This is a genomic window from Mucilaginibacter polytrichastri, assembly GCF_001911425.1.
Classification (GTDB): Bacteria; Bacteroidota; Bacteroidia; order Sphingobacteriales; family Sphingobacteriaceae; genus Mucilaginibacter; species Mucilaginibacter polytrichastri.
In genome coordinates, this window is sequence record NZ_MPPL01000001.1 from 3,086,740 (window position 1) to 3,112,479 (window position 25,740).

Annotated in this window: 18 protein-coding genes; 13 read left to right on the forward strand and 5 right to left on the reverse strand. The window is 42.6% G+C overall.

The window, feature by feature from the left end:
• The 6 genes from RG47T_RS13155 to RG47T_RS13180 all read left to right on the forward strand — a co-directional run.
• The coding region (locus RG47T_RS13155; RefSeq protein ID WP_216351054.1) for a TonB-dependent receptor domain-containing protein at positions 1–2,286 on the forward strand (2,286 nt) is incomplete at its 5' end.
• An 11-nt stretch (positions 2,287–2,297) separates the two neighbouring features.
• Positions 2,298–3,689 (forward strand): SusD/RagB family nutrient-binding outer membrane lipoprotein, encoded by a 1,392-nt coding sequence (locus RG47T_RS13160; RefSeq protein ID WP_074489901.1) that lies wholly within the window; start codon positions 2,298–2,300, stop codon positions 3,687–3,689.
• Between the two features lie 128 nt (positions 3,690–3,817).
• Positions 3,818–4,756, forward strand: coding sequence for a dihydrodipicolinate synthase family protein (locus RG47T_RS13165; protein WP_074489902.1), 939 nt, complete (start codon positions 3,818–3,820; stop codon positions 4,754–4,756).
• A 12-nt stretch (positions 4,757–4,768) separates the two neighbouring features.
• A complete protein-coding gene (locus tag RG47T_RS13170; RefSeq protein WP_074489903.1) occupies positions 4,769–6,349 on the forward strand; it encodes an aldehyde dehydrogenase (NADP(+)) in 1,581 nt (526 codons plus the stop codon).
• 1 nt (position 6,350) lies between these two features.
• Entirely contained in the window at positions 6,351–7,352 is a 1,002-nt protein-coding gene (locus RG47T_RS13175; protein WP_074489904.1) for a 4-hydroxyproline epimerase, read from the forward strand.
• A gap of 24 nt (positions 7,353–7,376) precedes the next feature.
• Positions 7,377–8,621: an NAD(P)/FAD-dependent oxidoreductase gene (locus RG47T_RS13180; protein WP_074489905.1), complete on the forward strand. Its 1,245-nt coding sequence runs from the start codon at positions 7,377–7,379 to the stop codon at positions 8,619–8,621.
• A gap of 57 nt (positions 8,622–8,678) precedes the next feature.
• Here RG47T_RS13180 and RG47T_RS13185 read toward each other — a convergent pair whose 3' ends face one another.
• Positions 8,679–11,483: a DUF5695 domain-containing protein gene (locus tag RG47T_RS13185; protein ID WP_074489906.1), complete on the reverse strand. Its 2,805-nt coding sequence runs from the start codon at positions 11,481–11,483 to the stop codon at positions 8,679–8,681.
• A 232-nt stretch (positions 11,484–11,715) separates the two neighbouring features.
• Here RG47T_RS13185 and RG47T_RS13190 point away from each other — a divergent pair, with 232 nt between their 5' ends.
• The 3 genes from RG47T_RS13190 to RG47T_RS13200 all read left to right on the forward strand — a co-directional run bounded on the left by RG47T_RS13190 (position 11,716) and on the right by RG47T_RS13200 (position 16,215).
• Entirely contained in the window at positions 11,716–12,618 is a 903-nt protein-coding gene (locus RG47T_RS13190; RefSeq protein ID WP_074489907.1) for an AraC family transcriptional regulator, read from the forward strand.
• Positions 12,619–12,916: 298 nt separating this feature from the next.
• Positions 12,917–14,746 (forward strand): DUF885 family protein, encoded by a 1,830-nt coding sequence (locus RG47T_RS13195; protein WP_083627400.1) that lies wholly within the window; start codon positions 12,917–12,919, stop codon positions 14,744–14,746.
• A 32-nt stretch (positions 14,747–14,778) separates the two neighbouring features.
• Positions 14,779–16,215 (forward strand): APC family permease, encoded by a 1,437-nt coding sequence (locus RG47T_RS13200; RefSeq protein WP_074489908.1) that lies wholly within the window; start codon positions 14,779–14,781, stop codon positions 16,213–16,215.
• Between the two features lie 43 nt (positions 16,216–16,258).
• On the opposite strand, the gene RG47T_RS13205 is transcribed toward RG47T_RS13200, so the two are convergent.
• The 4 genes from RG47T_RS13205 to RG47T_RS13220 all read right to left on the reverse strand — a co-directional run bounded on the left by RG47T_RS13205 (position 16,259) and on the right by RG47T_RS13220 (position 21,612).
• Positions 16,259–18,034 (reverse strand): aminopeptidase P family protein, encoded by a 1,776-nt coding sequence (locus RG47T_RS13205; protein ID WP_074489909.1) that lies wholly within the window; start codon positions 18,032–18,034, stop codon positions 16,259–16,261.
• A gap of 342 nt (positions 18,035–18,376) precedes the next feature.
• Positions 18,377–19,267, reverse strand: a complete 891-nt coding sequence (locus RG47T_RS13210; protein WP_074493417.1) for an SDR family oxidoreductase — start codon at positions 19,265–19,267, stop codon at positions 18,377–18,379.
• A 93-nt stretch (positions 19,268–19,360) separates the two neighbouring features.
• Positions 19,361–19,942 carry a Crp/Fnr family transcriptional regulator gene (locus RG47T_RS13215; RefSeq protein ID WP_074489910.1) on the reverse strand — a complete coding sequence of 194 codons (582 nt, stop codon included), beginning with the start codon at positions 19,940–19,942 and terminating at the stop codon, positions 19,361–19,363.
• A 323-nt stretch (positions 19,943–20,265) separates the two neighbouring features.
• Entirely contained in the window at positions 20,266–21,612 is a 1,347-nt protein-coding gene (locus tag RG47T_RS13220) for a putative sensor domain DACNV-containing protein (RefSeq protein WP_074489911.1), read from the reverse strand.
• A gap of 542 nt (positions 21,613–22,154) precedes the next feature.
• Between RG47T_RS13220 and RG47T_RS13225 the strand changes: the two genes are divergently transcribed.
• The 4 genes from RG47T_RS13225 (at position 22,155) to RG47T_RS13240 (ending at position 25,718) form a co-directional block, all read left to right on the forward strand.
• The gene (locus RG47T_RS13225; protein ID WP_074489912.1) at positions 22,155–23,372 is read left to right on the forward strand and encodes an MFS transporter; all 1,218 of its coding nucleotides are present in this window, start codon (positions 22,155–22,157) and stop codon (positions 23,370–23,372) included.
• A gap of 77 nt (positions 23,373–23,449) precedes the next feature.
• Positions 23,450–23,875 carry a hypothetical protein gene (locus RG47T_RS13230; RefSeq protein WP_139235761.1) on the forward strand — a complete coding sequence of 142 codons (426 nt, stop codon included), beginning with the start codon at positions 23,450–23,452 and terminating at the stop codon, positions 23,873–23,875.
• Positions 23,872–25,113, forward strand: a complete 1,242-nt coding sequence (locus RG47T_RS13235; RefSeq protein ID WP_091690982.1) for an arsenic transporter — start codon at positions 23,872–23,874, stop codon at positions 25,111–25,113. The genes RG47T_RS13230 and RG47T_RS13235 overlap by 4 nt, the downstream gene beginning before the upstream one ends.
• A 131-nt stretch (positions 25,114–25,244) precedes the next feature.
• The gene (locus RG47T_RS13240) at positions 25,245–25,718 is read left to right on the forward strand and encodes a DinB family protein (protein ID WP_074489915.1); all 474 of its coding nucleotides are present in this window, start codon (positions 25,245–25,247) and stop codon (positions 25,716–25,718) included.
• Positions 25,719–25,740 lie beyond the last annotated feature (22 nt).

Here is a 25,740-nt window from a genome sequence, read left to right on the forward strand (position 1 = left end):
GCCCCTACAGTAAATTTCTCGTCCGATTTTTCTTTCGAAAAAGCACTTCTTCCTCAAGTTCAAAACAAATATTCACAAGGTAATAATGGTGTATATTTTGACGGTGTTAACCAAAAAACAAGTACATCCTGGGGTGCTTTAATGGATACCTTAAAAATTAACGGCCAAAAAGCACCTGTGTATAACCAAATGAAAGAGTTTTTTAAAACAGGTACTACACGTAATAATACAGTAAGTGTTAATGGCGGTAATAATAACAATACCTATTTAATATCATATTCTAATTTCGACCAGAAAGGTACTGTCCCTAACACCAGTTTTTTAAGAAACACAGTTTTTGGAAAATACAGCGCGCAGATCTTAAAAAATCTGAATACTACGTTCCAACTTAACTATTCTAATTCACAAAATTATAGATTACCAGAAGGCTATGCATTAGAAAGCCCGGTATGGACTATTTACACAGCACCTATATCATACAACCTGCAACCGTATGAAGATGCCAGCGGTAACCAGCGCTTATACCGCTACTCGCGCAATAACCCATATTGGGTATTGAACAACATTTACAATAAATCATCAGTAAACCGTTTCCTGCCAACCTTTACTACAGATTACAAACCACTAAGCTGGTTAACCGTAACAGAAAGATTTGGAGCCGACGTTTACACCGAACAGGATAAATACAAAGAAGCAGCCGGATCTGTATCGAACCCTAACGGAAAAATAATTGACCAAACTATCAATTTCAGACAGTTTAATAACGATTTTTTCTTGACAGCAAAAAAACAGTTTGGCGATTTTAACACAGATTTAATTTTAGGTAACAATGTTTACTCTAAATACACCCAATATTTATATGCAGTTGGCACCGGGCTTAATATTACCGGGTTCGACAATATAAGTTCGGCATCAAACATCACCTACACAGAAAATCATTATTTACAACGAAAAATTGGTTTTTATGCACAATCAAATATTGATTATAAACGCTTTTTAATATTATCGTTAACCGGCAGATACGATGGCAGTTCTGTATTATCTACAGATCATACCTATTATCCTTATGGTTCTGCTGCAACAAGCTTTATTTTATCAGACTTTTTCTCTCCACGCTTATCGGAAGTGATGAATTTTGCCAAAATAAGGGTTTCTTATTCTACAGTAGGTAACGATGGTGTTAGCCCTTATTCATTACTTACGCCTTATCAAAGCCAAACAGCTAGTGCAAATACAGCTGTACGTAATATCAGTTTCCCATATAACGGCCAGGCAGGATTTTTATTAAATACCACATTGGGTAACCCTAACCTGCAAAACGAGCGGATTAACGAATTTGAAACAGGTATAGAAACTGGGTTCTTTAAAAACCGAATCAGGCTGGAAGCATCATATTTTGATAAGAAAACCACCAGCGGTATTATCCCAGGTGTAACTATTGCACCTTCTACAGGCTACAGTGGTACAACAGTAAATACCGGTGTAATGCGTAACCGTGGTATTGAAGCCTTATTAAATGTTACGCCGTTAAAAACCAAAAACTTTAGCTGGGATTTCACCGTTAACTTTAGCCGGATTAGAAATAAAGTAATATCCATAAATGGCGACCTGCCACAGATTGGCAATGGTTTTACCACCATTATAGTTGGCCAGCCATACGGCACTATTTATGGTACCCGCTATGCACGTAACGCACAAGGCAAACTATTAATTGGCACAGATGGCTTACCCTATGCAGATGACACCCAAGGTGTAATTGGCAATATTAACCCAACATGGACCGGTGGTTTTACCAATAACTTCAGATACAAACAATTTAATTTCAGCTTCTTCTTCGATGTTAAAAAAGGTGGCGACATCCAAAACAACGTAGATGGTTACGGTTATTTCTACGGTACACCTAAGGTAACTGAAGATCGCGGACCAAGAGTAGTAGATGGTATCAGCGCAGCTACAGGGCAACCTAATACTATTTCAGTAAGCGGCCAAAGCTACTACCAACGTATTAATGGCATTACAGAATCTGTAATACAAGATGGTACTTATATCAAACTTCGTAATGCAAGCATAGGCTATACGCTAAAACCATCATGGCTAACAGGCACACCGTTTAAAGCGCTTAATTTTAGCGTAACAGGCCGTAACCTTTGGGTATATGCACCGCACTTTACCGGCGGAGATCCGGAGGTGAGTTCATTCGGAGCGTCAAGTGCCTCACAAGGTATTTATTCCTTCTCTACCCCTACTTCAAGATCATTTGATTTTAGTTTGAAGTTAACTCTATAACATAAATTATCATGAAAAAATTATACATCATATTATTAACAGGCAGCCTCATTGGTTTTACGGGCTGTAAAAAATACGTCGACGTAAATCAAGACCCTAATAACCCTACAAACGTACAGGAGTCATTGATACTGGCGCCAATTGAGCTACAGCTATCATCAAACGTTTTTGGCGGGAGTGGCGCAGCCTGTATAGCGCAGGAGTACCTTCAGGTAATGGCTCTTAACCAGGTTGCACCAAACTCGGGCACCTATTTAATGTACAATTCAGACATGGATGGCGATTGGACCAGCATCTACGTAAAATGCCTTAACAGCTTGGTTAATCTTAATAAAATGGCCACTGCCGATGGTAAAACCAACTATGCCGGCATTGCTAAAATTTTAACGGCCTATTCATTAGGTACAGCTACAGATTTATGGGGTGATATCCCATATTCACAGGCTTTTAATGGAGTAGCTAACTTAACCCCCAAATATGATTCGCAGCAAAGCATTTATACCCAAATGCAAAGCTTGCTTGATGCCGGTATTGCCGACATCAAAAAGAATAGCACTGTTACTCCCGGCGGCGATGATTACCTCTATAATGGCGATATGAGCAAATGGTTAAAACTGGCCTATACGCTTAAAGCCCGTTACTACATGCATTTATCAAAAGCACCCGGCACCAGTGCTGCGGCACAAGCACAACTTGCTTTAACTGCCCTGCAAAGCGGCATGGCATCAAATGATGATGACATGAAAATGCCTTATACAGGTGCCGCTGGTGGCGAAAATCCTTGGCAACAAAACTTCTTATCAACATCAACCTATGTACTAGGCGATACTTTTGTTAATGCCTTAATAGCCCGAAATGATCCGCGTTTAACCAAAATGGTTGCACCTGCTACGCAAACAGGCTTATACACCGGCCGCCAAAATGGGTTAACAAACATTGGCAGTTTAGCAGCATATTCTATCCCTGCTGATTTTTATGCAGGCGCAGGTGCTTATGATTATATGGTTAATTACTCTGAAGCTTTGTTTATTAAGGCCGAAGCAACATTGGTAACTTCGGGCTATACGGCTGCTGCGCCATTTTACATCGCAGGCGTGCAATCGCACATGACTAAATTGGGCGTAAGCAGTGCTGACGCTGCCACTTATCTGGCAAGCCGCACTTTAACGAGTGCTAACGCTACCCAGTTAATTATGGAAGAAAAACAACTTGCTGATTTCTTATCACTCGAAAACTTTAACGATTGGAGACGTACCGGCTACCCGGTATTAAAAACTGTTATCAATCCATCTGTAGCTAGTATTCCGCGCAGAATACTTTATCCACAGGTAGAGATCACATCTAACGTACAACCACAGCAAACCGCCAAGCTTACAGACCGGGTTTGGTGGGATGTAAAGTAATATTTTTGATAAACTATAAATAGGCGCAGGGTTATTTTTATCTTGTTAAAATAGGCTAAGTATGAGGTAAAATACACCCTGCAAACCTTTTGGCGCACAACTAATTTTGTAAAAAATATAAAAGATACATGATAGCATTTGAATGGACCGGTGTATTCCCGGCAGTAACAACCAAGTTTGGTGACAACGACGAGCTTGATTTTGAAGCATTTGACATTAACATAAACGCCCAGCTTGAAGCTGGTGCAAACGGAATAATATTAGGCGGATCATTAGGTGAAGCAAGCGTTTTAACAGACGACGAAAAATTTGAACTGCTTAAACACACATTGGCGTATGTAAAAGGCTCGGTACCGGTAATTTTAAATATTGCCGAACAAACTACCAAAGCGGCAGTTGCCATTGCAAAAAAAGCCTATGAGTACGGTGCCGATGGCCTGATGCTGCTGCCACCTATGCGTTACAAGGCAGATGAGTATGAAACCGTTGCTTACTTTGCCGAAATAGCCGAAAGCACACCGCTGCCAATTATGATTTACAATAACCCGGTAGATTATAAAATTGAGGTAACGCTGGATATGTTTGAGCAACTTGCTTCTTTTGAAAACATCCAGGCGGTAAAAGAATCAACCCGCGACGTTATCAATGTAACCCGCATGTTTAACCGCTTTGGTAACCGCTTTAAAATATTTACCGGTGTTGACCCTATTGCTACCGAAAGCCTGATGATGGGTGCCGATGGCTGGGTTGCCGGTTTGGTTGATGCTTTCCCTAAAGAAACTGTAGCTATTTACAGATTGGTTAAAGCCGGCCGCTATGATGAGGCTCGTGCTATCCACCGTTGGTTTTTACCTGTACTCGAGCTGGACATCCACCCGAAACTGGTACAATACATTAAACTGGCCGAAGTGGCTACCGGTATTGGTACCGAGCGCACACGCGCCCCACGCTTACCGTTGGCAGGTGCCGAACGCGAAAGTGTATTAAAAGTGATTAATGATGCATTGGCAAATCGCCCGCAATTGCCGGAAGGTAGCTGGGGAAGATTAGATAAAGTGACTGTTTAATATCTTTACAGCATGAATGGTAATAATATTGTAGCCTGTAATTATGTTACTGTTGATGGTAAAAGCTTTAAAGGGCTTGCACCATCAACAGGCTTACAGCTGGAAGGCGATTTTACAGTGGCCGATGAAGCTACTGTTAACAGCGCCCTTGCAGCCGCCACCGATGCTTATAAAGTGTATAAAAACATTGGCAAAGCAAAAAAAGCCGAATTTCTGCGGGCAATAGCCACAGAAATTGCCGCCCTGGGCGAAACCTTGATTAACCGTGCCGTAGCCGAAAGTGGTTTACCCGCAGGCCGCATAACCGGCGAAATGGGCCGCACAACAGGCCAGTTACGCATGTTTGCAGATATGGTTGAAGAAGGAAGCTGGGTAGATGCTGTGATTGATACCGCACTACCTGAACGCGCCCCCCTACCCAAACCAGATTTGCGCAGAATGCTGACTGCCATTGGCCCCGTGGTAGTATTTGGCGCCAGCAACTTCCCGCTTGCATTTTCTGTAGCAGGCGGCGATACCGCATCGGCACTGGCAGCAGGTTGCCCGGTTGTAGTAAAAGTACACCCTGCACACCCCGGCACCAGTGCTATGGTTGGCGGTGCTATTTGCAAAGCAGCGGCCGATACAGGCATGCCGGCAGGCGTATTTTCACTATTGTATGATACCGGTTACAGCGTAGGCGAGCAATTAGTTAAACACCCGCAAACTAAAGCCGTAGCCTTTACAGGTTCGTTTAATGGTGGTATGGCGTTAATAAAATTAGCCCAGCAACGCACTGCTCTTATCCCTGTATTTACAGAAATGGGGAGCATTAACCCGGTTGTATTTTTACCAGAGATCATCCAGAATCAGCCTAAAGAAATGGCGGCTAAGTATGCAGCTTCCATTACATTGGGGGCAGGGCAGTTTTGTACCAATCCCGGTTTAATGCTGGCCATCAAATCGCCGGGCTTAGATACCTTTGTGCAGGAAATAGCTAAGGCTATTGAAACCGTACCCTCTGCCACCATGCTTACCGAAGGCATCTGGAAAAATTACCAGAAACTTTCTGAAGGTATTACAGCGAAAAACGGCATTACCCTGGTAGCCGAATCAAAAGCTATTAGTAGCGAGCTGGTTAATCAGTCAACAGCCAAAATTTTAACAGTGACTGCTGCAGACTTTTTAGCGAATCCTAAACTGCGCGAAGAGATCTTCGGCCCATTATCTTTATTGGTAATTGCCGACAGCCCACAACAATTGGAAGCAGTTGCGGCCTCACTGGAAGGCCAGCTTACCGTAACCATAATGGCCGAAAAAACCGAACTGGCACAATATTCGGATTTAGTAGATATACTGAGTTCGATAACCGGCCGTTTGATTCTGAACGGCGTACCAACCGGTGTTGAGGTTTGTGCGGCTATGCAACACGGCGGGCCTTTCCCGGCAAGCAGCGATAGCAGGTATACCTCTGTAGGTACGGCTGCTATTTACCGTTTTGTAAGGCCGCTGGCCTGGCAAGACTGGGATGACACCCTGTTGCCTGCCGAACTGCAACACGCTAACCCGCTTAATATCTGGAGACAGGTTAATAATCAATGGACTAAAGACTAACATGGCAAGTAAAACATTTTTTTGTATAGATGCGCATACCTGCGGTAACCCGGTTCGCTTGGTTGCCGGTGGCGGCCCCCAGCTTGTTGGTGAAAATATGAGCGAGAAACGCCAGCATTTTCTGCGTGAATTTGACTGGATCCGTACCGGCTTAATGTTTGAACCGCGTGGCCACGATATGATGTCTGGCAGTATTTTATACCCGCCTCACAACCCGGATAATGATGTTGCTGTTTTATTTATAGAAACCAGTGGCTGTTTACCCATGTGTGGCCACGGTACCATTGGCACCATCACTATTGCCATTGAAGAAGGTTTAATTAAACCCAAAACACCGGGCATTGTACGCATGGAAGTCCCTGCCGGGCTGGTACTGATTGAATATAAACAAGAAGGTGCTAAAGTAACATCTGTTAAGTTAACCAATGTACCGGCTTACCTTGCGGCACAAAACCTGCAGGTAGAATGCCCGGACCTGGGTATGCTAACCATTGACGTAGCTTACGGTGGTAATTATTACGCCATTGTTGACCCACAGCCCAATTTTGCAGGGCTGGAAGATTACACAGCCGGGCAGCTTATTGCCTGGAGCCGTGTTTTACGCCAGCGCATTAATGAGCTGTATACCTTTGTGCATCCGCAAAACCCTACTATAAATACCTGTACGCATATTTTGTGGGCAGGTGCCACCCTATCTGAAGATGCAACCGCCCGCAACGCTGTTTTTTATGGCGATAAGGCGATTGACCGCTCTCCTTGCGGTACCGGTACATCGGCCCGTATGGCGCAGTGGCATGCTAAAGGCTTATTGAAAAAAGGTGATGTATTTATCCACGAAAGCATCATCGGCAGTAAATTTATTGGCACTGTAGAAGATGAAGTAAAAATTGGAGATATAGATGCCATTGTACCCGGTATTGAAGGCTGGGCCCGTGTATATGGATACAACACCATTAAAATTGATGATGATGACCCGTATGCACACGGTTTCCAGGTGATTTAAAGATTTATTATTCAAGAGAAATTAATGTCTGAAATACTGATTATAGGCGGCGGAATTATTGGCCTCAGCTCTGCCTATTACTTAACAAAGGCCGGCCACAAGGTTACCATACTGGACAAAGGCGACCTTACCGACAATTGCTCATCGGGCAATGCCGGGATGATTGTGCCCAGCCATTTTATTCCGCTGGCTACGCCGGGCATGATTCAGCAGGGTATCCGTTGGATGTTTAACAGCAAAAGCCCTTTCTACGTAAAGCCATCTTTAAACCCTACCCTTATATCGTGGGGCTTAAAGTTTATGAAACATGCTACAGATAAGCATGTGCAGGCTGCCGCTGTACCACTGCGCGACTTATCTTTACTCAGCAAGAAACTGTATAAAAATTTAGAGCAGGAATCAGGCTTCAACTTTGGCCTGGTAGATAAAGGCATCCTGATGTTTTACAAAACCGAGCAGGCTGCCGAAGAAGAAGCACACCTGGCACACAGAGCCAATGAGCTTGGGTTAGATATGAAGGTACTTACCCCTGCCGAGTGTGTGGCACTACAGCCCGAACTTAAGCTCGATGTTTTAGGCGCAGTACATTACCGTTGCGATGCACACGTTTACCCTAATGCACTTATTGCCGGCCTAACAGATTACCTGCTTAAAAATGGCGGTGCAATCGAGAAAAACCAAATGGTTACCCACATAGAAACTTCTGGTACTAAAATTACCAAAGTTTTTACCGGTGCCAAAGAATGGACAGCCGACCAATACATCATTGCAGGTGGTTCATGGTCGCCGGCTATTGCCAAAATGGTGGATATGAAAATTTCGTTGTTACCGGGCAAAGGCTACTCATTTATGGTACCCGAACCGGAAAAACGCATGACCATCCCCGCCCTTTTAGCAGAGGCCCGCGTAGCCATTACCCCAATGAATGGCCAGTTGCGTTATGGCGGCACCATGGAGCTGGATAAGATTAATACCCGCATTAACATGAACCGTGTGGAAGGTATTGTAGAATCGATCCCTAAATACTTCCCAGATCTGCATCCGGCTGTTCCGGCGCAGAAAGACATTTGGTTCGGTTTCCGTCCGGCTTCGCCGGATGGTTTGCCTTACATAGGCCGATCTAATAAATATAACAACTTAGTGGTAGCAACAGGCCACGGCATGATGGGTTTAAGCTTAGGCCCGGCAACCGGCAACCTGGTTAGCGAGATCATCTCAGAAAAGGCTACCACTATTGATACAAAAGCTTTTTCAGTTAATCGTTTCTAGTTAAATTTTAATTTTTATTAGCTCCCCGGCGCGATGCTAGGGAGCTTTTTTATGGCCTTATTTTTTGATTAGCTTAACCGTGCCGGAGTTTTTATTAACTGCAACACTTAACACCGATGGCTGATCATTTACAATAGTAATTATACCGTTAACCTTTCCATCAACCTGTACATTATATTTCCCCTGGCTTAAGCCAGATACGGTTATCTTTTCTGTATGTACATCGCCCGTACGGTTCTGTAAATGAAGCGTTAAGCCGGTAAGCTGCTTATTAAATATGATTGACTTATTATTGGCAAAGCCATCCCTATTTAGCTCAACATCGAGTTTGCGACCTTTGTTACGATAGTAAAATCGTTGTTGCAATCCATCCTTCGGCGAAACAGCATATTGATCTCCTATTTTGTTCACCAGGCCCCCGTATGCAAACAGCCCGAATACCGGGTCGGTAGTTACAATGGTAGAGGCCGTACGCAGCGCGCCGCTGTACCCCAGGTCAATTTCACCATCATAGAACCAGGCCCCCCTGTCCTGCTCTTTTCTTATCCAGGTAGTACTGTGCCGCATAGGTTCAAAAGCCCAGCCCGATGCGCCGTCATTTTCTTTACCCGGGTACCAATAGCCATAGTTGCTTTTAGCCGTACCTGTATTCATCAGCGCAAACGAGCTGAGGTACGAGGCATAGCCCAGTTGCAGGTATTTAGCGGCGTCGTTTGTATAATTGAGCGCATAATCTACAATAGCCCAGCCGCCCATTTGCGCCATGTAGCTCAACAAATAACCATCGCTGCTACCTCTAAAATCGCTACCTTTCAGGTAGTAAGCGTTCTCCAGCCAACCCCGACAGGCTATATTAGCTTGCATTTGCTTCTGCATAAAATCTACCGCGTCCTGTTTGGTAACGTGCGGATGCGAGTACCATTTTTTCAGTTTTTTATCATACCATAAATTACTATCAGGCTGCATGGTATTAGCTATGGCATATTTTGCAAACGCATGGCTCGACTCAAAGGCTGTAGCATCAATACTATACTCAGACCGGTAAGGATATTTATCATCATATATAAAGTATTTTACCTTTTTCTCCCATTCTTTCTGCAGCCATTCGGCATCTTGTGGGTAGCCTTCTTTTTTAAGGGCCGCAATCAGATCAACCAGTAACAGTTCATTATAACAGCCCCACTTATAGGTTTCGTACCAGGGCATAATTTCATATGGGTATTTAAAAAATGCTTTGGCTGTCTCCTTTGCACGAATGAGATAGCCGGTTTTATCCAGGTAATGCGTTTTATCCGGATACATGCTGGCAATCTGATACATGTGGAAATACAGCATCATGATGTGCGGATAATCGTACGAGCGCCAGATGTGTTCTTTATCGAGGTTTTGTGTGGTTACCAGTTTACGCTTCTCCGGGTCGCGGTCTACATACCAACTTGGCGTGCCGTAAACGCCATAGGGATAAGGTTTTTCTTGGTCCGTGCGTTGCAGCTTGCCCCATACAAAGTTTTTGATGTAATATTCTAAGGCATCAATCTGCTTTTGATCGGGGTAGTGCATATTCTTGGCGGCGAGAAACGGGGCCTTGCACAAACCGGGGTCATCGCAGGTAAGCACATAGCTCCACCAGCCGTCAAACCCGTCAGAATTATCCGGCCCTCTTAAAACCTGGTTGCACATATCCCATTGCGAAAAAACACCATCATACCATTTGCCCGGAACCTTATGCTGCTGATGACTGGTAATAAACGAAGCACGCTTTTGATAAAGCGTAGCCAAAGGTTCTGTAGAGAAAAACTCGAGATAGGTTTTTAAGCCCTTGCCATAATTAATCGTCAGCCGGTTTTCACCATGATGGCTAAACTGTACCTTATATAAATGTGTACCATCGGGCTTAGTACCCTGATCAATCAGTTTAGTATCAGCCGGAAATTCGGATTCGATAGCATTGATCTTTTGCCTGCAACGAATGGAGAACAAGGCAAACAAATCATCAGGAACCGTCATACCCGGAATGATGTTAATATCCGGCAAACCTTCCTGGTATAGAATATCCCGAACACCCTGGTAATCTTTTGCCCACCTAAACTTGAAGCCATAAGTAACCGAAGATTTAGCAGACACCTCTCCCACGGTTTGCGGCTGCCGCCAGGTACCTGCTACATTTTCGGCCTCGGCTTTAGAGTGGATAAACATGCGGAAAACATTCTCGTCCGAATCGTTCTTCGCCAGGTCGTCATATTCCAGATGCGTGCCCGGCAACGGGGTCATCACCAGGTAGGGGCCCAAACCGGTTGGCCGTTCCCAAAAAACATAGGAGCCATCGCCCGAAATAAAATGATGCTTCATTACCCGCTCCTCAAAGATCTGTTTCGGGTTCTCACCAGACAGATTGTTGTAATTAAGTGGCAAACTCAGGCTTCCAACTTGCAATTTGGCATTACTTAAATTAGTAATGTTTAATTGGTAAATTATGGCATCGCCGCTTAGCGTAAAACTGTTACTTAGCTTTATATCGGCATTATTATCTGCTGCATTATAGGCTACACCCCTAGCAGAGCTGTTTTGTAAATGAAGCAGATTGGCAGTGTTAACAACCGACCAGGCGTCTTGCTTTCCTGTTTTATATTTTAAAGTAAACTCCCCAAAAGCCCTTCCCTTGCTAATATAATCAGTCGGAAAATGATCTCCCGGCTTTTTAATTGAACTAAGGCCGGCACCGTTAAAGTCAAGGTTAAAATATGGGTTAATTTTTTGCAGGCTAACTGTATCAACGGCAGGTTTTATCTGCCTGGCAAAAACAAACTGACCAGCTATACAAAAAGTAGTAAAAACAAACAACCGGGTATATAAATATCTCATTATAAATACATAAGCTTTAAAGTAAATAAATATAAATGACTATACTTTCGTATTTATTGATGGATGCTAAGCATATATTAACTACTTGATAATATACTAAAACCGGCAATAAGTGTGATTATCACATCTGTAAATTAGCCAACTCTTCTTATATTTTAACCCAAACCGATTAAAATATTGCTTTTTAGGGTTAAAATTTGTAGGTTCATAAAACAATTAAACAAATACCCCGATGAAAGTTCTGCAATTTACGATCCCCGTAGCGCACGATAAGAGCATCATTTTTGAAATGGTGAACTTACCGCATTTTTATCCGTATCTGCACCGCCATCACGAAACCCAGATCACCTGGATACAGGATGGCGAGGGCACTTTAATTGTTGGCAATAACATGCATGCGTTTGCCCCCGGCGATATCTTTTTACTTGGGCCAGACCTGCCCCACCTTTTTAAAAGCAACCCCGAATATTTTAACGGCGACGAAAAAAAAGGTGTAAAAGCAATCAGCCTGTTTTTCAACCCCTCGGGCATGCTTACCCCGCTGCTGGATATGCCGGAGATGAAACCACTGAAAGCATTTTTACAGCAGCACCAGCAGGGTTTTAAAATACCGGAGGATGCCTTTAATGAAGTATCTCAAACCTTGCTTTCTACCAAAAACTCGTTCGGCCCCGATCAGCTGATCCAGTTTTTTCAGTTATTGAAAACGCTGCAAAACATCAACGCTAAAGTAGACCCGCTTTCATCATACGGTACTTCGCACAGCATTTCTGAGAACGAGGGCATCCGGATCAGTAATATTTATAACTACATTATGCAGCACTACAGCGAGCCTATTACGCTTGAGGATGTAGCCAACGCAGCATACATGACCCCGCAGGCTTTTTGCCGTTATTTTAAGAAACACACCGGCCATACCTTTATCTCTTTCTTAAACGAGATCAGGATTAATGAAGCCTGTAAAAAGTTAACAGATTATAAGTTCGACAGCATCTCTACAGTAGCTTATAAATGCGGTTTTAATAGCATCACCAATTTCAACAGGGTATTTCGCATCATTATTGGCAGCTCCCCACGCGAATATTTAGATAACTATGGTAAAAATTTTAGTAATTTAACTAAAGCGGCCAGTTAATTAATGTAATTATAATATTTTATCAACGTACATACTCGACACTTACGTCTTTAGCCATTTTTTTCTGAAATTAGATGCAAACACTGCACTTAATATGGGCAACTTATTAATAATTAGATAATATTGGTTAAAAAAATACTAGAACAGGCTAATTTTATATAAAAACCATACCTAATACTACCCTATTTTTATAGCAGGGCAAACTGTTTTATAATTAATGCTTCTGCATTGGTCTTAATTCGGCAATATGGATATTCCGGGCTCTACCTTTTTAATTTTTTGATTAACTAACTACCGCATGATCCCTTCCTGTTTTATTAAATCAGTTCTAAAAACCAATTTATTACCGGCCCTGTTTGTTGGAATTTTTAGTGCCGTAACGCTTCAAGCTCCAAAAGTTGCTGCACAAAGCGGCAATTTTAAGGCAGCTATATATGAACAAGCCAGCGAGGTATCTGGGCTGATTATTCAGCACGGACAGGATATTGGCGCTATTAAAGATTTTTACTCGCCTTATAACTTAAATCCAAAAATTGAATGGCAGGATAAAATATATGTTCTTAATTCGCCCGAGGAACGCCAGAGGCTGGTAGAGGTACACACAGATTACCTGAATAAACTAAAACAGCTCGATTTCGATAACATGAGCGTGTATGGCAAGGTTGACTATATTTTGCTAAAAAAGGATATTGATTTTGACTTAGGGGCCTTAAAAAAGGAAGAGGATGAGTACAATAAGATTACCAAATACATACCCTATGCCGATGATATTTACCAGTTAGAAAAAAAACGCCGTCGCGGTACATTTTTAGACGGCCAGCAGGTTGCGCTTCAATTAACCAGCATCAACAAACAGCTGAAAGATGCCATTGCATCATTTAAAAAAACAGAATCAATTGATAAGCCACTGGCTACCAAAGGAAAAAATGCGGTACATGGCTTACAACAGCGCCTAAAAAACGTGTACGACTTTTACATGGGTTACGACCCCATGTTTACCTGGTGGGTCCCACAGCCTTATAAACTGCTCGACTCTTCATTAACCACCTATGCCAAGCTGATAGACAGCAAAGGCAAACTGATTACCACCCAGAAGCCCGATAGCAGCGGCATTAAAGGTGTACCCATTGGCCGCGAAGAACTGGTGCGCCAGTTAAAAACCGAGATGATTTCTTACACACCGGAAGAGCTGATATCTTTAGCGAATAAGGAGTTTGCCTGGTGCGATAAAGAAATGTTAAAAGCATCGCGCGAGATGGGTTATGGCGACAACTGGAAAGCTGCGCTGGAAAAGGTTAAAACCAGCTATGTACCCGCCGGCCATCAGCCCGAACTAATTTTGAAATTATATAACGATGCCATCAGCTTTATTAAAGAGCGCGACCTGATTACCATACCGCCATTGGCCGAAGAAACCTGGGGCATGATTATGATGACGCCCGAACGCCAGCTGGTTAATCCGTTTTTTACAGGTGGTAAAGAGATCAGTATCTCCTACCCTACCAATACCATGCAGGAAAACGATAAACTAATGAGCATGCGCGGCAACAACCCTTACTTTTCGCGCGGTACGGTACAGCACGAACTGATACCGGGCCATAACCTGCAATACTTTATGAACAGCCGTTATAAGCCTTACCGCAGCGATTTTTCTACGCCGTTTTCTGTTGAAGGCTGGTCGCTGTACTGGGAATTATTGTTGTATGATAAAGGCTTTGCCAAAACGCCCGAAGAACGTATAGGTATGCTATTCTGGAGGATGCACCGTTGCGCCAGGATTATTTTTTCGCTTAACTACCACATGGGTAACTGGGCTCCGCAGCAATGTGTAGACTTTTTAGTTGACCGCGTGGGCCATGAAAAAGCTAATGCAGAGGGCGAAGTACGCCGGTCATTCGAGGGTGGTTATAGTCCGCTCTACCAGATCGCTTACCTGGTAGGTGGTCTAGAACTTTGGGGCTTGAAAAAAGAATTGGTTGACAGCGGCAAAATGACCTTTAAACAATACCATGATGCGGTGATGAAAGAAAACCAGATCCCAATTGAAATGATAAGGGCTACGCTGACCAACCAACCGTTAACCCGCGACTTTACCACCAGCTGGAAGTTTTACGACTTTAAAAATTAAGATCAGTATTCCCTCTAAATACAAACCATCAAATGAGCGATAATAATACTGCATTTAAACCATCACTAAGACTAATTGACGCCACCATGCTGGTTGCCGGCAGCATGATTGGTTCGGGAATATTTATTGTAAGTGCCGACATAACCCGCAATGTAGGCAGCGCAGGCTGGCTGATATTTGTTTGGTTGATAACCGGCTTTATGACCCTTACCGCCGCCCTAAGTTATGGCGAGCTAAGCGCCATGTTCCCAAAAGCAGGCGGGCAATACGTTTATTTAAAGCAAGCCTACAATCCATTAATTGGCTTCTTGTACGGCTGGAGTTTTTTTACCGTAATACAAACTGCAACCATTGCGGCTGTAGGTGTAGCCTTTGCCAAATTTACAGCTTACCTGTTGCCGCAGTTTAGCGAAGATTTAGTAGCAGTTAATCTGGGCTTCCTAAAAATATCTCCGGCACAACTGCTGGCCATATTGGTAATTGTGTTACTTACATTAATTAATAACCGCGGTGTTAAAAGCGGTAAAATTGTGCAAACCATTTTTACACTGGCCAAGCTATTGAGCTTAATAGGGCTAATCGGGTTTGGCTTCTACGCCTTTAATGCTAAGATCTGGACGGCCAACTGGCAAAGTGCCTGGGATTTGCACAAGCTTAATAAAGATGGTAGCATTGCCTCTTATACCAGTATTGCAGCAGTGGGTGCCATAGCAGCGGCCATGGTAGGTTCTATCTTCAGCAGCGACTCGTGGAATAACGTAACCTTTATAGCCGGCGAAATTAAAAACCCCAAGCGTAATATTGGCTTAAGCCTGGCACTGGGTACCATGATTGTAACGCTGATTTACATTATTACCAACATTATGTACACCGGGGTACTATCCCTGCACGATATTGCTTTGGCCGAGAAAGACCGGGTTGCCGTGAGCGTATCACAGCAAATATTTGGCTACGCGGGTACCACCATTATTGCTTTGCTCATTATGGTATCAACCTTTGGCTGTAATAACGGCTTAATTATGGCCGGTGCGCGGGTATATTATTCGATGGCTAAGGATGGGCTGTTCTTTAAAAAAGCAGGTAGCTTAAACAAGAACGCCGTACCCGGATTTGGTTTATGGATACAATGCTTATTTGCCTGCGCCTGGTGCCTTAGCGGTAAATACGGCGACCTGCTGGATATGATCTCTTTTGTGGTGGTGGTTTTCTATATGCTTACCATTGCGGGCATCTTCATCCTCCGTAAAAAAATGCCCGATGCAGAGCGCCCTTACAAAGCAGTTGGCTACCCGGTTTTACCTATTGTGTATATACTAATGGGCTTAACCTTTTGCATTTTGCTAATTACTTACAAACCCAACTATACCTGGCCGGGATTAATTATAACACTGGCCGGCATACCTGTTTACTATTTCCTTGCGCGCAATACTACTAAAATAGAAAATGCCGATTTAGTAGACGTTGAATAGTCACCCCTGTTAAAATACCGCTATAATACCAAAGCCGGGCTTATTAAATAGCCCGGCTTTTATTTTTTAACCACGCGGCTTCGTCTGCAGACAGAGCAGGACTTAGTTTCTCAAAAACAGTTTGATTATAATTATTTAACCAGGCTATCTGGTGTGTTTCCAGCAAATCTTTTTTAACCAGCGAAGTATCGATCAATGCCAGGGTTAATGTTTCGAAAGTGTAAAACTCTTCAAACTCATTTACTTCGGCAGCAATAGTAATCACTAAATTCTCTATACGTACACCATGCCTGCCCGGCCTGTAAACGCCCGGCTCTATCGAAGTAATCATGCCCAGGTCAACAGCAACCGGGTTATTGGTTCCGTTAAATGCCTGCGGGCCTTCGTGTACGTTTAAATAAAAGCCAATACCATGGCCTGTGCCGTGGCCATAGTTAATTTTATAATCCCACAGGGGTTTACGGCAAATGGCATCAATCTGGTAGCCTTTTGTACCTTTGGGGAAGAAGGTTTTTGAACCCTCTATCATGGCTTTTAGCACAAGTGTATAGTCAGTCCGTTCTTCTTCGGTGTTGTTGCCTAATGGAATAACACGCGTAATATCGGTTGTACCGTAATGGTATTGCCCGCCCGAATCTACAAGGAACAAACCTTCGGGCAGTATTTCGCTATCGCTCTCTGCTGTTGCAGCGTAGTGTGGTAAAGCGCCGTGTGCTTTGTAGCCTGCAATGATATTAAAACTAGCACCGGCAAAGCCAGCCTGCGCTGCCCTAAATTCTTTTAACTGTGCGGCAGCGCTCATCTCTGTAATTTTAATTTTACCAATATTCTCTTCTATCCATTTAAAAAACTGCGTTAGGGCCACCCCATCCCTAATCATTACACTGCGCATGTTTACTACTTCAATTGGGTTCTTAATTGCTTTAAAGTAAGTGCTGGGGTTGGTTTCCTGCACAATGCTAACGCCGGCCGGCAGCAAATTATACAAACCAAAACAATTGCGTTTTGGGTCGATAAAAATAGTGGCATTGGCAGGTAAAGTGGCCAGGGCGTCTTCTACATCACTATATCCGGAAATTTGCACACCGCTATGGTGTAAGCTTGTTTTATCTTCAGCAGTTAGTTTATTTACGTCGATAAATAGTGTTGTTTCGGACGGGCCAAGCAGGGCAAAGCTCAGTACCACGGGGTTGTAAGTTACATCCTCGCCCCTGATGTTAAACAGCCAGGCAATATCATCTAACGAGGAGATCAATTGATAATCTGCCTTTTGTATTTTTAAAGATGCTTTTACCCGTTGAAGCTTGGATGCAACAGATTCGCCGGTATATTTTTCATTTATTAAAAAGGCTTTCTTCATAGGGAGTGGAGGCCTGTCAGCCCATATCGTATCTAAAAAATCGAAACTTTTTAAAGTTATATTTTTATCAGCAAGCTTGCTTTGCAGCAGTTGGCCAAGTGTTACAGAGAGCAGTTTATCGTCAAATGCAACTACAGCGCCATCGGGCAGGGTTTGGTATAGCCAGTCTATATACTCCGGGGTATGTTGTATTTTCAATTTAACCAGCTTATACCCGCTATTGGCAAGTTGTTCGGTGGCTTGGGTAAAATATCTGAAATCTGTCCATAAACCCGCAAAATGCTGCGTAACTACCAACGTACCTGCCGATCCTGTAAAACCCGAAGCAAATTCGAGGCATTTATAATGATTGGGCACATATTCGCTCATGTGCGGGTCTGACGATGTTATAATGTATGCATCGGCATGCTGCTCTGCCATTTGTTTACGGACGGCAGCCAGTTTTTCCTGGTATGTCATTGAATGTATTTAGTACAAAAATATGAGTTATACTATAAATGGCTTGCCTGATTTTAATAAATAACATCACATTTTATGCACAAGCAATGCAATAAATTACCTTCTCAAACTTTTGCTAAATCCATAATGAGGCTTGCAATTTTTTTAATTTGACTTTTCATCTTTCTATTATTTGAATTACTAATTGTTTAATAATTCAAAACTACCATGACGGGCTGAAGAGGATATGAAATAGAAATTAATTTTAGTTCATAGGCTTATGTGTTTTATGCAACAAATTATCCGAGAATAAGGATAGTTATTTATGCTGGTATAACTAAATTGCATTAGGCAACTGCACTATTAATACTGAAGTTCTGTTTTATGCTTTTGAATAAAATCAGCCCATTTCACTGGTTGTTTGCCGGTAATGGCCTGAAAATTATCGAATGTATCATCAGCTCCGGGTATGGCACCTGCCGCATAACGTTTCCAATGCTCATATACACAACCCATATAGGCCATTTCTGCACCTGCATCAATCATAGAACGTAAGAAAATATCCGGAGATAGCGGCTCATAACGGAATGGCTGACCAATAAGCTTAGTCATCAATTCTGCCATTTCATCAAAAGTAACTGCATCATAGCCTAAGCGATAAGTTTGGCCTGTATGTAGTTCGGGGTAAGCTAAAGCCAAAGCAGCAACCTGCGCCACATCTTCCACATCTACCCAGCTCAGCCGTGCACCCGCAACATAGGCATGGATAACCCCGTTTTCAATGGCTTTTTTTCCACCGTAACTCAACACATTTTGCATAAAGGTTTCGGGGCGCAGATGCGTATAAGAAAATCCAGACCATTCGATGTACCTTTCAATCAGCTGATGCCAGGCCCAATGGGCAACTGTGGTATCATCACGGCCACAGGCACCCAAATGTACCACATGCTGTACACCTGCTTTTTTTGCATTATCCAGTAATGCCTTGCTCTGCCTTAACATATCAACCGTGTAACCGGTAACGATCAAAATTCGGTCGATGCCTTCGAGAGCGGGCAGATGTGTACTTTCGTCATCAAAATCGAGGATAACGGTTGCAATTCCCTTTGCAGTAAAAGGGGCAGCTTTTGCTGGCGTACGAATCGCAGCAACAAGTTCTATATCTTTTAGTTGATTGAGGAAATTAATTGTTTTACTGCCCACCTGGCCGGTAGCACCGGTGATCAATATTTTAGAATTTTTTGTGCGAGACATATCAATAAATTTTATTGATACAAAGTTACCTGCCACATATTTACCAGCAGTTGACCTGTAGCAATAAATTCACTTGATCTGGATCAAGCCGGCTTATTTGCGGATGGCAATATTCTTCTTGATCCGGCTTAAAGTTTCTGGCGCAAGCCCCAAATATGAGGCAATTAAATTTTGTGGAATTCGCTGTATCAGTTGGGGATGAGAAGTGGCCAGCTGACTGTATTTCTCTTCTGCCGTATGGGTAATAGAACTCATTAACCTTCGCTCTTTGGTAACTATACTGTTTTGATATAAGATACGGAAATAACGATCCATTACAGGAATTGCCAGCGTAAGGGCTTCGTAATTTTCAGGCGAGATCATTAGTAATTCCGTATCCTCAATGGCATCTATATTAAACACGGCCTTTTCACCCGACAAGAAACTGTTAAAATCAGATATCCACCAGCCTTCCCATCCAAAAAGGCTCATGTGCTCGTCGCCCTTATCGTCAACATTGTACGTCCGTAATAAGCCCTTTACCACAAAGCAAAGGTATTTACAAACATCACCCTCCTGAAGCAAGTATTGCCTTTTCCGTAACTTTTTAGGAATAAAGAAATTTTTCAAGCTTTCTTTTTCTTCATCAGCGAGATTAACCTTTTCCTGAATATGAGAAAAAAGAACCTCAAACATATGATGCACTTAATTGAACGTGTCTGCTTATCATTGATCAAATATAGCCTCTTTTTGATTAATTAATTTGTAGTTGATTCGGGGAAATTGCGGCTATTAAATCTGGTATCTCAACTATTTTAAAAAAAGTCAGAGCGTTGAAAACCTTCTTAATTTGCAAAGTGGAATGCTGAGATCAGTATTTCAAGAAACAGATTAATTTGCATTTTAAACAATTGCGTTTCCAGTTAAACAAACATGTTTGGCCTTAAAATAACCAACCCTTTGAGTTAGCAAAAGGTATCTTTTTTAAATATCGGATAAAATATTTAAAGATATGATCATCAAATGCGGTCGGTCGCGGCCTGCCGTTTCAATTTCCTGCTTTTCAGAAATTGCTGCGTTTTAATATTCTCCCACATGATCAGCTTTTCATCTATCCGGTAAAAAGCCCGGATGTCTCCATCCTGGGAAATAACCAAACCCAAACTGCCGGGATAATTCCAACAGTAAGCGATCATAGAGCGATGCCTGGTGCCGAAATGGTTCGGATCGACAGGCATCATTGATTTGGGCGTTGCAGTTGCGGTCCCCGAAACGAAGATCTTTTTAGGCATTCTTCGCGCCTTAAGTACAGCGCCGAAACCTTTGGATACCATATCCCGGTCAAAAAGAAGTACACCGTCCACACAGGTATGTGAAGATAGAAACGAGATTGCGCCCTTTATTTCATCGGCTATTTCATTTTTCGCATACAAAGAACGGGATTCTTCAAGATAAGAGGTTTTGGAAATAACCTTTCTGCCGCCGTTGAGGTTACCATCTATCAGGTTTTCTGCAACGTAATTATTGATGGTTTCCTTTGCATATTTACTGATAGCAATTTTCAACCTGTCATATCGTATTCGGTACTTAATATCAATTTCCTGTTCATCATCAGTAATCAGTATCGCCCCGCCGTGATGATAGTTTTGGATGCGTAGCAAGAGCCGGGATAATGTCTGTATCCAGATGCCATTGATAAATGATTCCCAGTCTTCGAAATCCTCACCTGGGTGCATTGCAGCTAAAAACGCCATTAGGTCTATCTTAAGATGAGCCGCATTGGCCTTTAAAATTTTAGAAACAGGGCCAATGGTAAACACGTCAAGGTACCGTGTCACTAAGGTATTCTGCTTCAGGGTGGCCAGCAGTTCATAATCGAATAATACATTTAGCGTCCCGATATCGCTTATCGTTACCTGAAATAATCCTGGCTGCTCAGAACCAGACTCTGATTCATAGTTCAGGAAATTGTGATAATGGATCGCCTGATCTATCATTCCCCAGATGGAAAGCTTCCCCTGAGCATCATAATAAACCGCCAGTGATGTTGTGGAAGGGTCTGAAGCTTTAGAGAGCTTAACTAAATTCTTGATGGTGAATTCCAGCGGCAATTCAAAACAGATGCTGCTCCAACGCTCAGCCACGATCCTTTTAGGTGGCCTGGGGTCAGGGTTCTCCGGGTCAATCAAGGTAACGGTGACCTTGATCAAATCACTTTCTTCTGTACGCATACTGGTAAAGAACATACATTCAAATAATTCTTCCAGCACGGTAATAGGCGGCACAGGCAAAGGTAATTTGCTATGGTTCAATTTTTCTAATACATGTAATGCCAGGTCCTGGGGCTTCGCGTTTTTTTGGGCCATTGCAGATAGATTGATCAGACTTGTGTTGTATTAATGGTTACGGCAGAAATCATATTTGAGTTTTTTAAAATCCGATTTTTTATTTTGGAAGCATCCCAGCTTTTCCACAAATCATCATTAAACAGCTCTTTTCGGAAAACTTGTTTGTTAAACAGGTAATGGCTTTTTTAATAATGTCAAAATTAAATAAAGTTGGTTCAGGATCATGCCCAAATATGTTTCTCCCAATACATTCTACCTTCACTAGCGAAAAACAAACCCTGCCAGACGAATGGATGATTTTTTAAGCCAGCTTCCCAATATTGACCACGCTGATTTGCTGCTTTTCGCCGCTGCAAATAAAGTCCGCGGCAATGAGGTTGCTATGAAATGGAAAAATTAATATTTTTATCACTATGATGAATTTAGACCTACCAATGCAATATGAAGAAAAATTAATCTTATCTTATTTATTGTAAAGCACTTAAAATCAATATAATAAATAAAACAAGCACAATTATAGAATTAAACATCTTGCTTTATATCGTGTTAAAATACTCGATATGAGCAAACTTAAAAACACAAGCACCATAGATAAGAGGATCATTTGGCCTTTACAATCATTAAATTTTTGCATGGCTGATCTTCAGGCGGGCATAGGGCCATTTTTAGGCATCTTCCTTTTAGCACATGGCTGGAAAAGCGGGCTTATCGGTTCGGTTATGACCATCGGCGGCGTAGCCGGTATGATTATGACTATTCCCGCCGGAGCTTTGATCGATGCTACTAAACGGAAGCGGTTTTATGTCGTTATATCAGCGGTATTCACTATCATCGCCTCGGCAATTATCCTGGTTACGCAAAACTTCTGGCTGGTCAGCATATCACAGGTGGCTACCGCCATTGCAGGTTCCGCTATAGGCCCGGCAATTATCGGCATCACTCTGGGTATCGTTAAACAAAAAGGGTTTAACCGGCAAAATGGTTACAACCAGGCTTATAACCACGCTGGTAATGTTGTCGGTGCAGCACTTTCTGGATACCTGGGCTATAAATTCGGCATGCCCGCTATCTTTATACTTTCGGCAGTTTTTGGTGCACTCGCCATACTTTCAGTTTTATTAATTCCTGCCAAAACGATTGACGACCGCGCGGCACGGGGCATGAAAGAAGGCGGCAAGGATGATAAGGCGAGCGGTATAAAGGTTTTGTTACAGTGTAAACCACTATTAATACTTGCTGGGGCATTGGCTTTTTTCCACTTGGGTAACGGTGCAATGCTGCCTTTATATGGTTTAGCTGCTGCCGCCAACCACCAGGGTAACGCTTCTGTATTTGTGGCAATGACGATAGTGATAGCGCAGGTGGTAATGATTGCAACATCTTTGTTGGCGATGCACATGGCCGAAAATAAAGGTTACTGGCTGGTGCTATTGATTTCCTTTCTATCGCTTCCGGTGCGTGGCTTATTAGCAGCCTACCTATCAAGCCACATAGGTATATACCCTGTACAAATTCTGGACGGAATTGGGGCTGGTTTGCAAAGTGTCGCCGTACCTGGTTTGGTAGCACACATATTAAATGGTACGGGCAGGGTAAACATCGGACAGGGTGCCGTGATGACTGTTCAGGGTTTAGGTGCCTCGTTCAGCCCTGCCATTGGCGGTTGGATAGCGCAAAGCATCGGTTACAGCACAACATTTATGGTACTCGGCGCTTTTGCTATAGGATCTATTTTATTATGGACCTTCTTCGCCAAAACATTGAAGGAGGCTTGCTAAATACTTTACCCAAATTAATTCTCTTCATACAAAACCACTTCAAAAACAAGGAAAAATTTAAAGAGTTAACCATAAACATGGAAATAGTAGAAAAAAATCAAATTGAAATCAGCGGAAAGCTTCAGGGCTTCCGGGCAAATAAACACGCCGATATCGATGCGCTGGAATTAACAAATGAAAAGGGAACAGCAAAAGTTAATTTCCCGCCTCACACGGCCAAAGCCATTACAACAAATGAACTGATAGCAATGAACTGGAATAATGAGCTACAAGTCTGGCATGCGGAAGCGAAAGCCGAAGAGAAAACACTTAATAGCTTAACAGTGCAAGCTACCGATCAATCGGGCAGGCCGGGACAGTGGACAATACAACCTGCAACACAGCTTTATATTATACCCGAGCATGTGCAAGATGACAGTGATGCAGATACAATTGGCGCCTGGCCGGAAAACGGCGTAATGGGTACACAACTTGGGCCTAAAAGTAACGGAAAACCATCATGAATACATTGATCTGGATCATTTCGTTCCTTGCTATTGCAGGGGTTATCATACGCCCGTTTAAAGTTACAGAGGCTGTATACGCGGTAACAGGCGCAGTTTTACTATTGATATTTAGATTAATAACCGCACAAGAAGCTTTCTCTGGCATTTCTAAAGGCCTGGACGTTTACCTTTTTTTGACAGGCATGATGCTGCTTGCAGAAACCGCAAGAGAAGAGAAACTTTTCGATTGGCTGGCAGCACATGCTACCTTAATGGCTAAAGGATCTTCAGGAAAGTTATTTCTGTTAATTTATCTGGTGGGTGTCGTTGTAACCACTTTTTTATCAAATGACGCAGCCGCCGTGGTACTAACACCTGCTGTAGCGGCTGCCGTTAAAGCCGCAAAGGTAGAAAAACCATTACCATATTTATTGATATGTGCTTTTATAGCCAACGCAGCATCATTTGTTCTTCCAATTTCGAACCCGGCTAACCTGGTGATCTATGGCAGCCATATGCCACCCTTGTTACATTGGCTGGGGCAGTATTTAATACCATCTGTTTGCGCAATTACGGTAACTTATTTTATGCTGCGCTTTACTCAGCGTAACTGTTTTAAGGATAAGATCAAAACAGATATTAACCTGCCCAACTTATCGAATGGAGGTAAAACTGCTTTGATCGGTATAGGCGCAACGGCAATAATCCTGCTTGTTTCTTCGGCATTAAATATACAGCTGGGTTTACCAACCGCAATAACTGGTATATTGACCTCAGCCATTGTACTTATAAAAGCAAGAAAAAGCCCGCTGATTATTATAAAAGGGGTATCGTGGGCTGTACTTCCTTTAGTTGCCGGCCTCTTCGTTATTGTCGAAGCACTCAATAAAACAGGTATGATCCAAAGTTTAACTGCTTTGTTGAATCACAATATCGCTCAGTCGGTTACCGGTGCAGCCTGGCTTAGCGGCTCGGCAATTGCGGTAGCCTGTAATTTAATGAATAACCTCCCCGCAGGGCTTATTGCCGGTAATGTACTCCAAAGTGGCCACACACCGGAAATGGTAAAAAGTTCTGTGCTAATTGGGGTAGACTTGGGGCCAAACCTTTCTATTACCGGCTCTTTGGCTACTATTTTATGGTTGGTCGCTTTACGACGGGAAAATCAGGAAGTAAGTGCCTGGACATTTTTGAAATTAGGTACCGTGATCATGACTACTGCTTTGATCGCTGCATTAGCCTCATTATGGATTTAAGGGCAAATAATAAAATACGAAACTAAAATTTATGAAAATGGAAGCAAAAAAAACGAAATATCAATGTCTAACTTTCATATGAAAAAGTTATTTTAGAAGACATCCCGGTTTCTTCCGTTGCTAAGACTTAAATGATTAATGAACGTTTTGAATGTGAAATTTTAAGAGCTAGCAGGACCAGACTATCACAACTGATTGAAAAAAGTAATCACGAAATACTATTTAAAATTCCAGCCGGTTTTAACAATAATATAATTTGGCAAATTGGTCATTGTATCACTTCTCAACAGCGGCATATGTATATGCGTAGCGGATTACCAATGTACATATCTAAAGAATTTGAGGAGTGTTTCAAAATTGGATCGTCTCCAGTTTCTTGGAAAGTTACTCCAGATGTTAATGAGGTTAAACATTTATTGATTGATACAGTGAACCAGCTTGAATCCGATCTGGAATCCAAATTATTTGTTAACTATGCCCCCTTTGAGTTACCCATCGGATTTCATGTAAAAAATCATGTCCAGGCACTACAAGCCGCTAACTATCACGAAGCGGAGCATAGTGGGAAGATTTTTACATATTTGAAGCTGCTAGTCAAAGAATGAAGTACAATAAATTTTTAGATTT

Bases quoted from the DNA above. Each gene is read 5' to 3' on its own strand.
- RG47T_RS13220 (WP_074489911.1), bottom strand. From the start codon at position 21,612: ATGGCCCAAAAAAACGCGAAGCCCCAGGACCTGGCATTACATGTATTA.
- RG47T_RS13180 (WP_074489905.1), top strand. From the start codon at position 7,377: ATGTCTGAAATACTGATTATAGGCGGCGGAATTATTGGCCTCAGCTCT.
- RG47T_RS13195 (WP_083627400.1), top strand. From the start codon at position 12,917: ATGATCCCTTCCTGTTTTATTAAATCAGTTCTAAAAACCAATTTATTA.
- RG47T_RS13215 (WP_074489910.1), bottom strand. From the start codon at position 19,942: ATGTTTGAGGTTCTTTTTTCTCATATTCAGGAAAAGGTTAATCTCGCT.
- RG47T_RS13230 (WP_139235761.1), top strand. From the start codon at position 23,450: ATGGAAATAGTAGAAAAAAATCAAATTGAAATCAGCGGAAAGCTTCAG.
- RG47T_RS13210 (WP_074493417.1), bottom strand. From the start codon at position 19,267: ATGTCTCGCACAAAAAATTCTAAAATATTGATCACCGGTGCTACCGGC.
- RG47T_RS13165 (WP_074489902.1), top strand. From the start codon at position 3,818: ATGATAGCATTTGAATGGACCGGTGTATTCCCGGCAGTAACAACCAAG.
- RG47T_RS13240 (WP_074489915.1), top strand. From the start codon at position 25,245: ATGATTAATGAACGTTTTGAATGTGAAATTTTAAGAGCTAGCAGGACC.
- RG47T_RS13200 (WP_074489908.1), top strand. From the start codon at position 14,779: ATGAGCGATAATAATACTGCATTTAAACCATCACTAAGACTAATTGAC.
- RG47T_RS13185 (WP_074489906.1), bottom strand. From the start codon at position 11,483: ATGAGATATTTATATACCCGGTTGTTTGTTTTTACTACTTTTTGTATA.
- RG47T_RS13170 (WP_074489903.1), top strand. From the start codon at position 4,769: ATGAATGGTAATAATATTGTAGCCTGTAATTATGTTACTGTTGATGGT.
- RG47T_RS13205 (WP_074489909.1), bottom strand. From the start codon at position 18,034: ATGACATACCAGGAAAAACTGGCTGCCGTCCGTAAACAAATGGCAGAG.
- RG47T_RS13190 (WP_074489907.1), top strand. From the start codon at position 11,716: ATGAAAGTTCTGCAATTTACGATCCCCGTAGCGCACGATAAGAGCATC.
- RG47T_RS13225 (WP_074489912.1), top strand. From the start codon at position 22,155: ATGAGCAAACTTAAAAACACAAGCACCATAGATAAGAGGATCATTTGG.
- RG47T_RS13175 (WP_074489904.1), top strand. From the start codon at position 6,351: ATGGCAAGTAAAACATTTTTTTGTATAGATGCGCATACCTGCGGTAAC.
- RG47T_RS13235 (WP_091690982.1), top strand. From the start codon at position 23,872: ATGAATACATTGATCTGGATCATTTCGTTCCTTGCTATTGCAGGGGTT.
- RG47T_RS13160 (WP_074489901.1), top strand. From the start codon at position 2,298: ATGAAAAAATTATACATCATATTATTAACAGGCAGCCTCATTGGTTTT.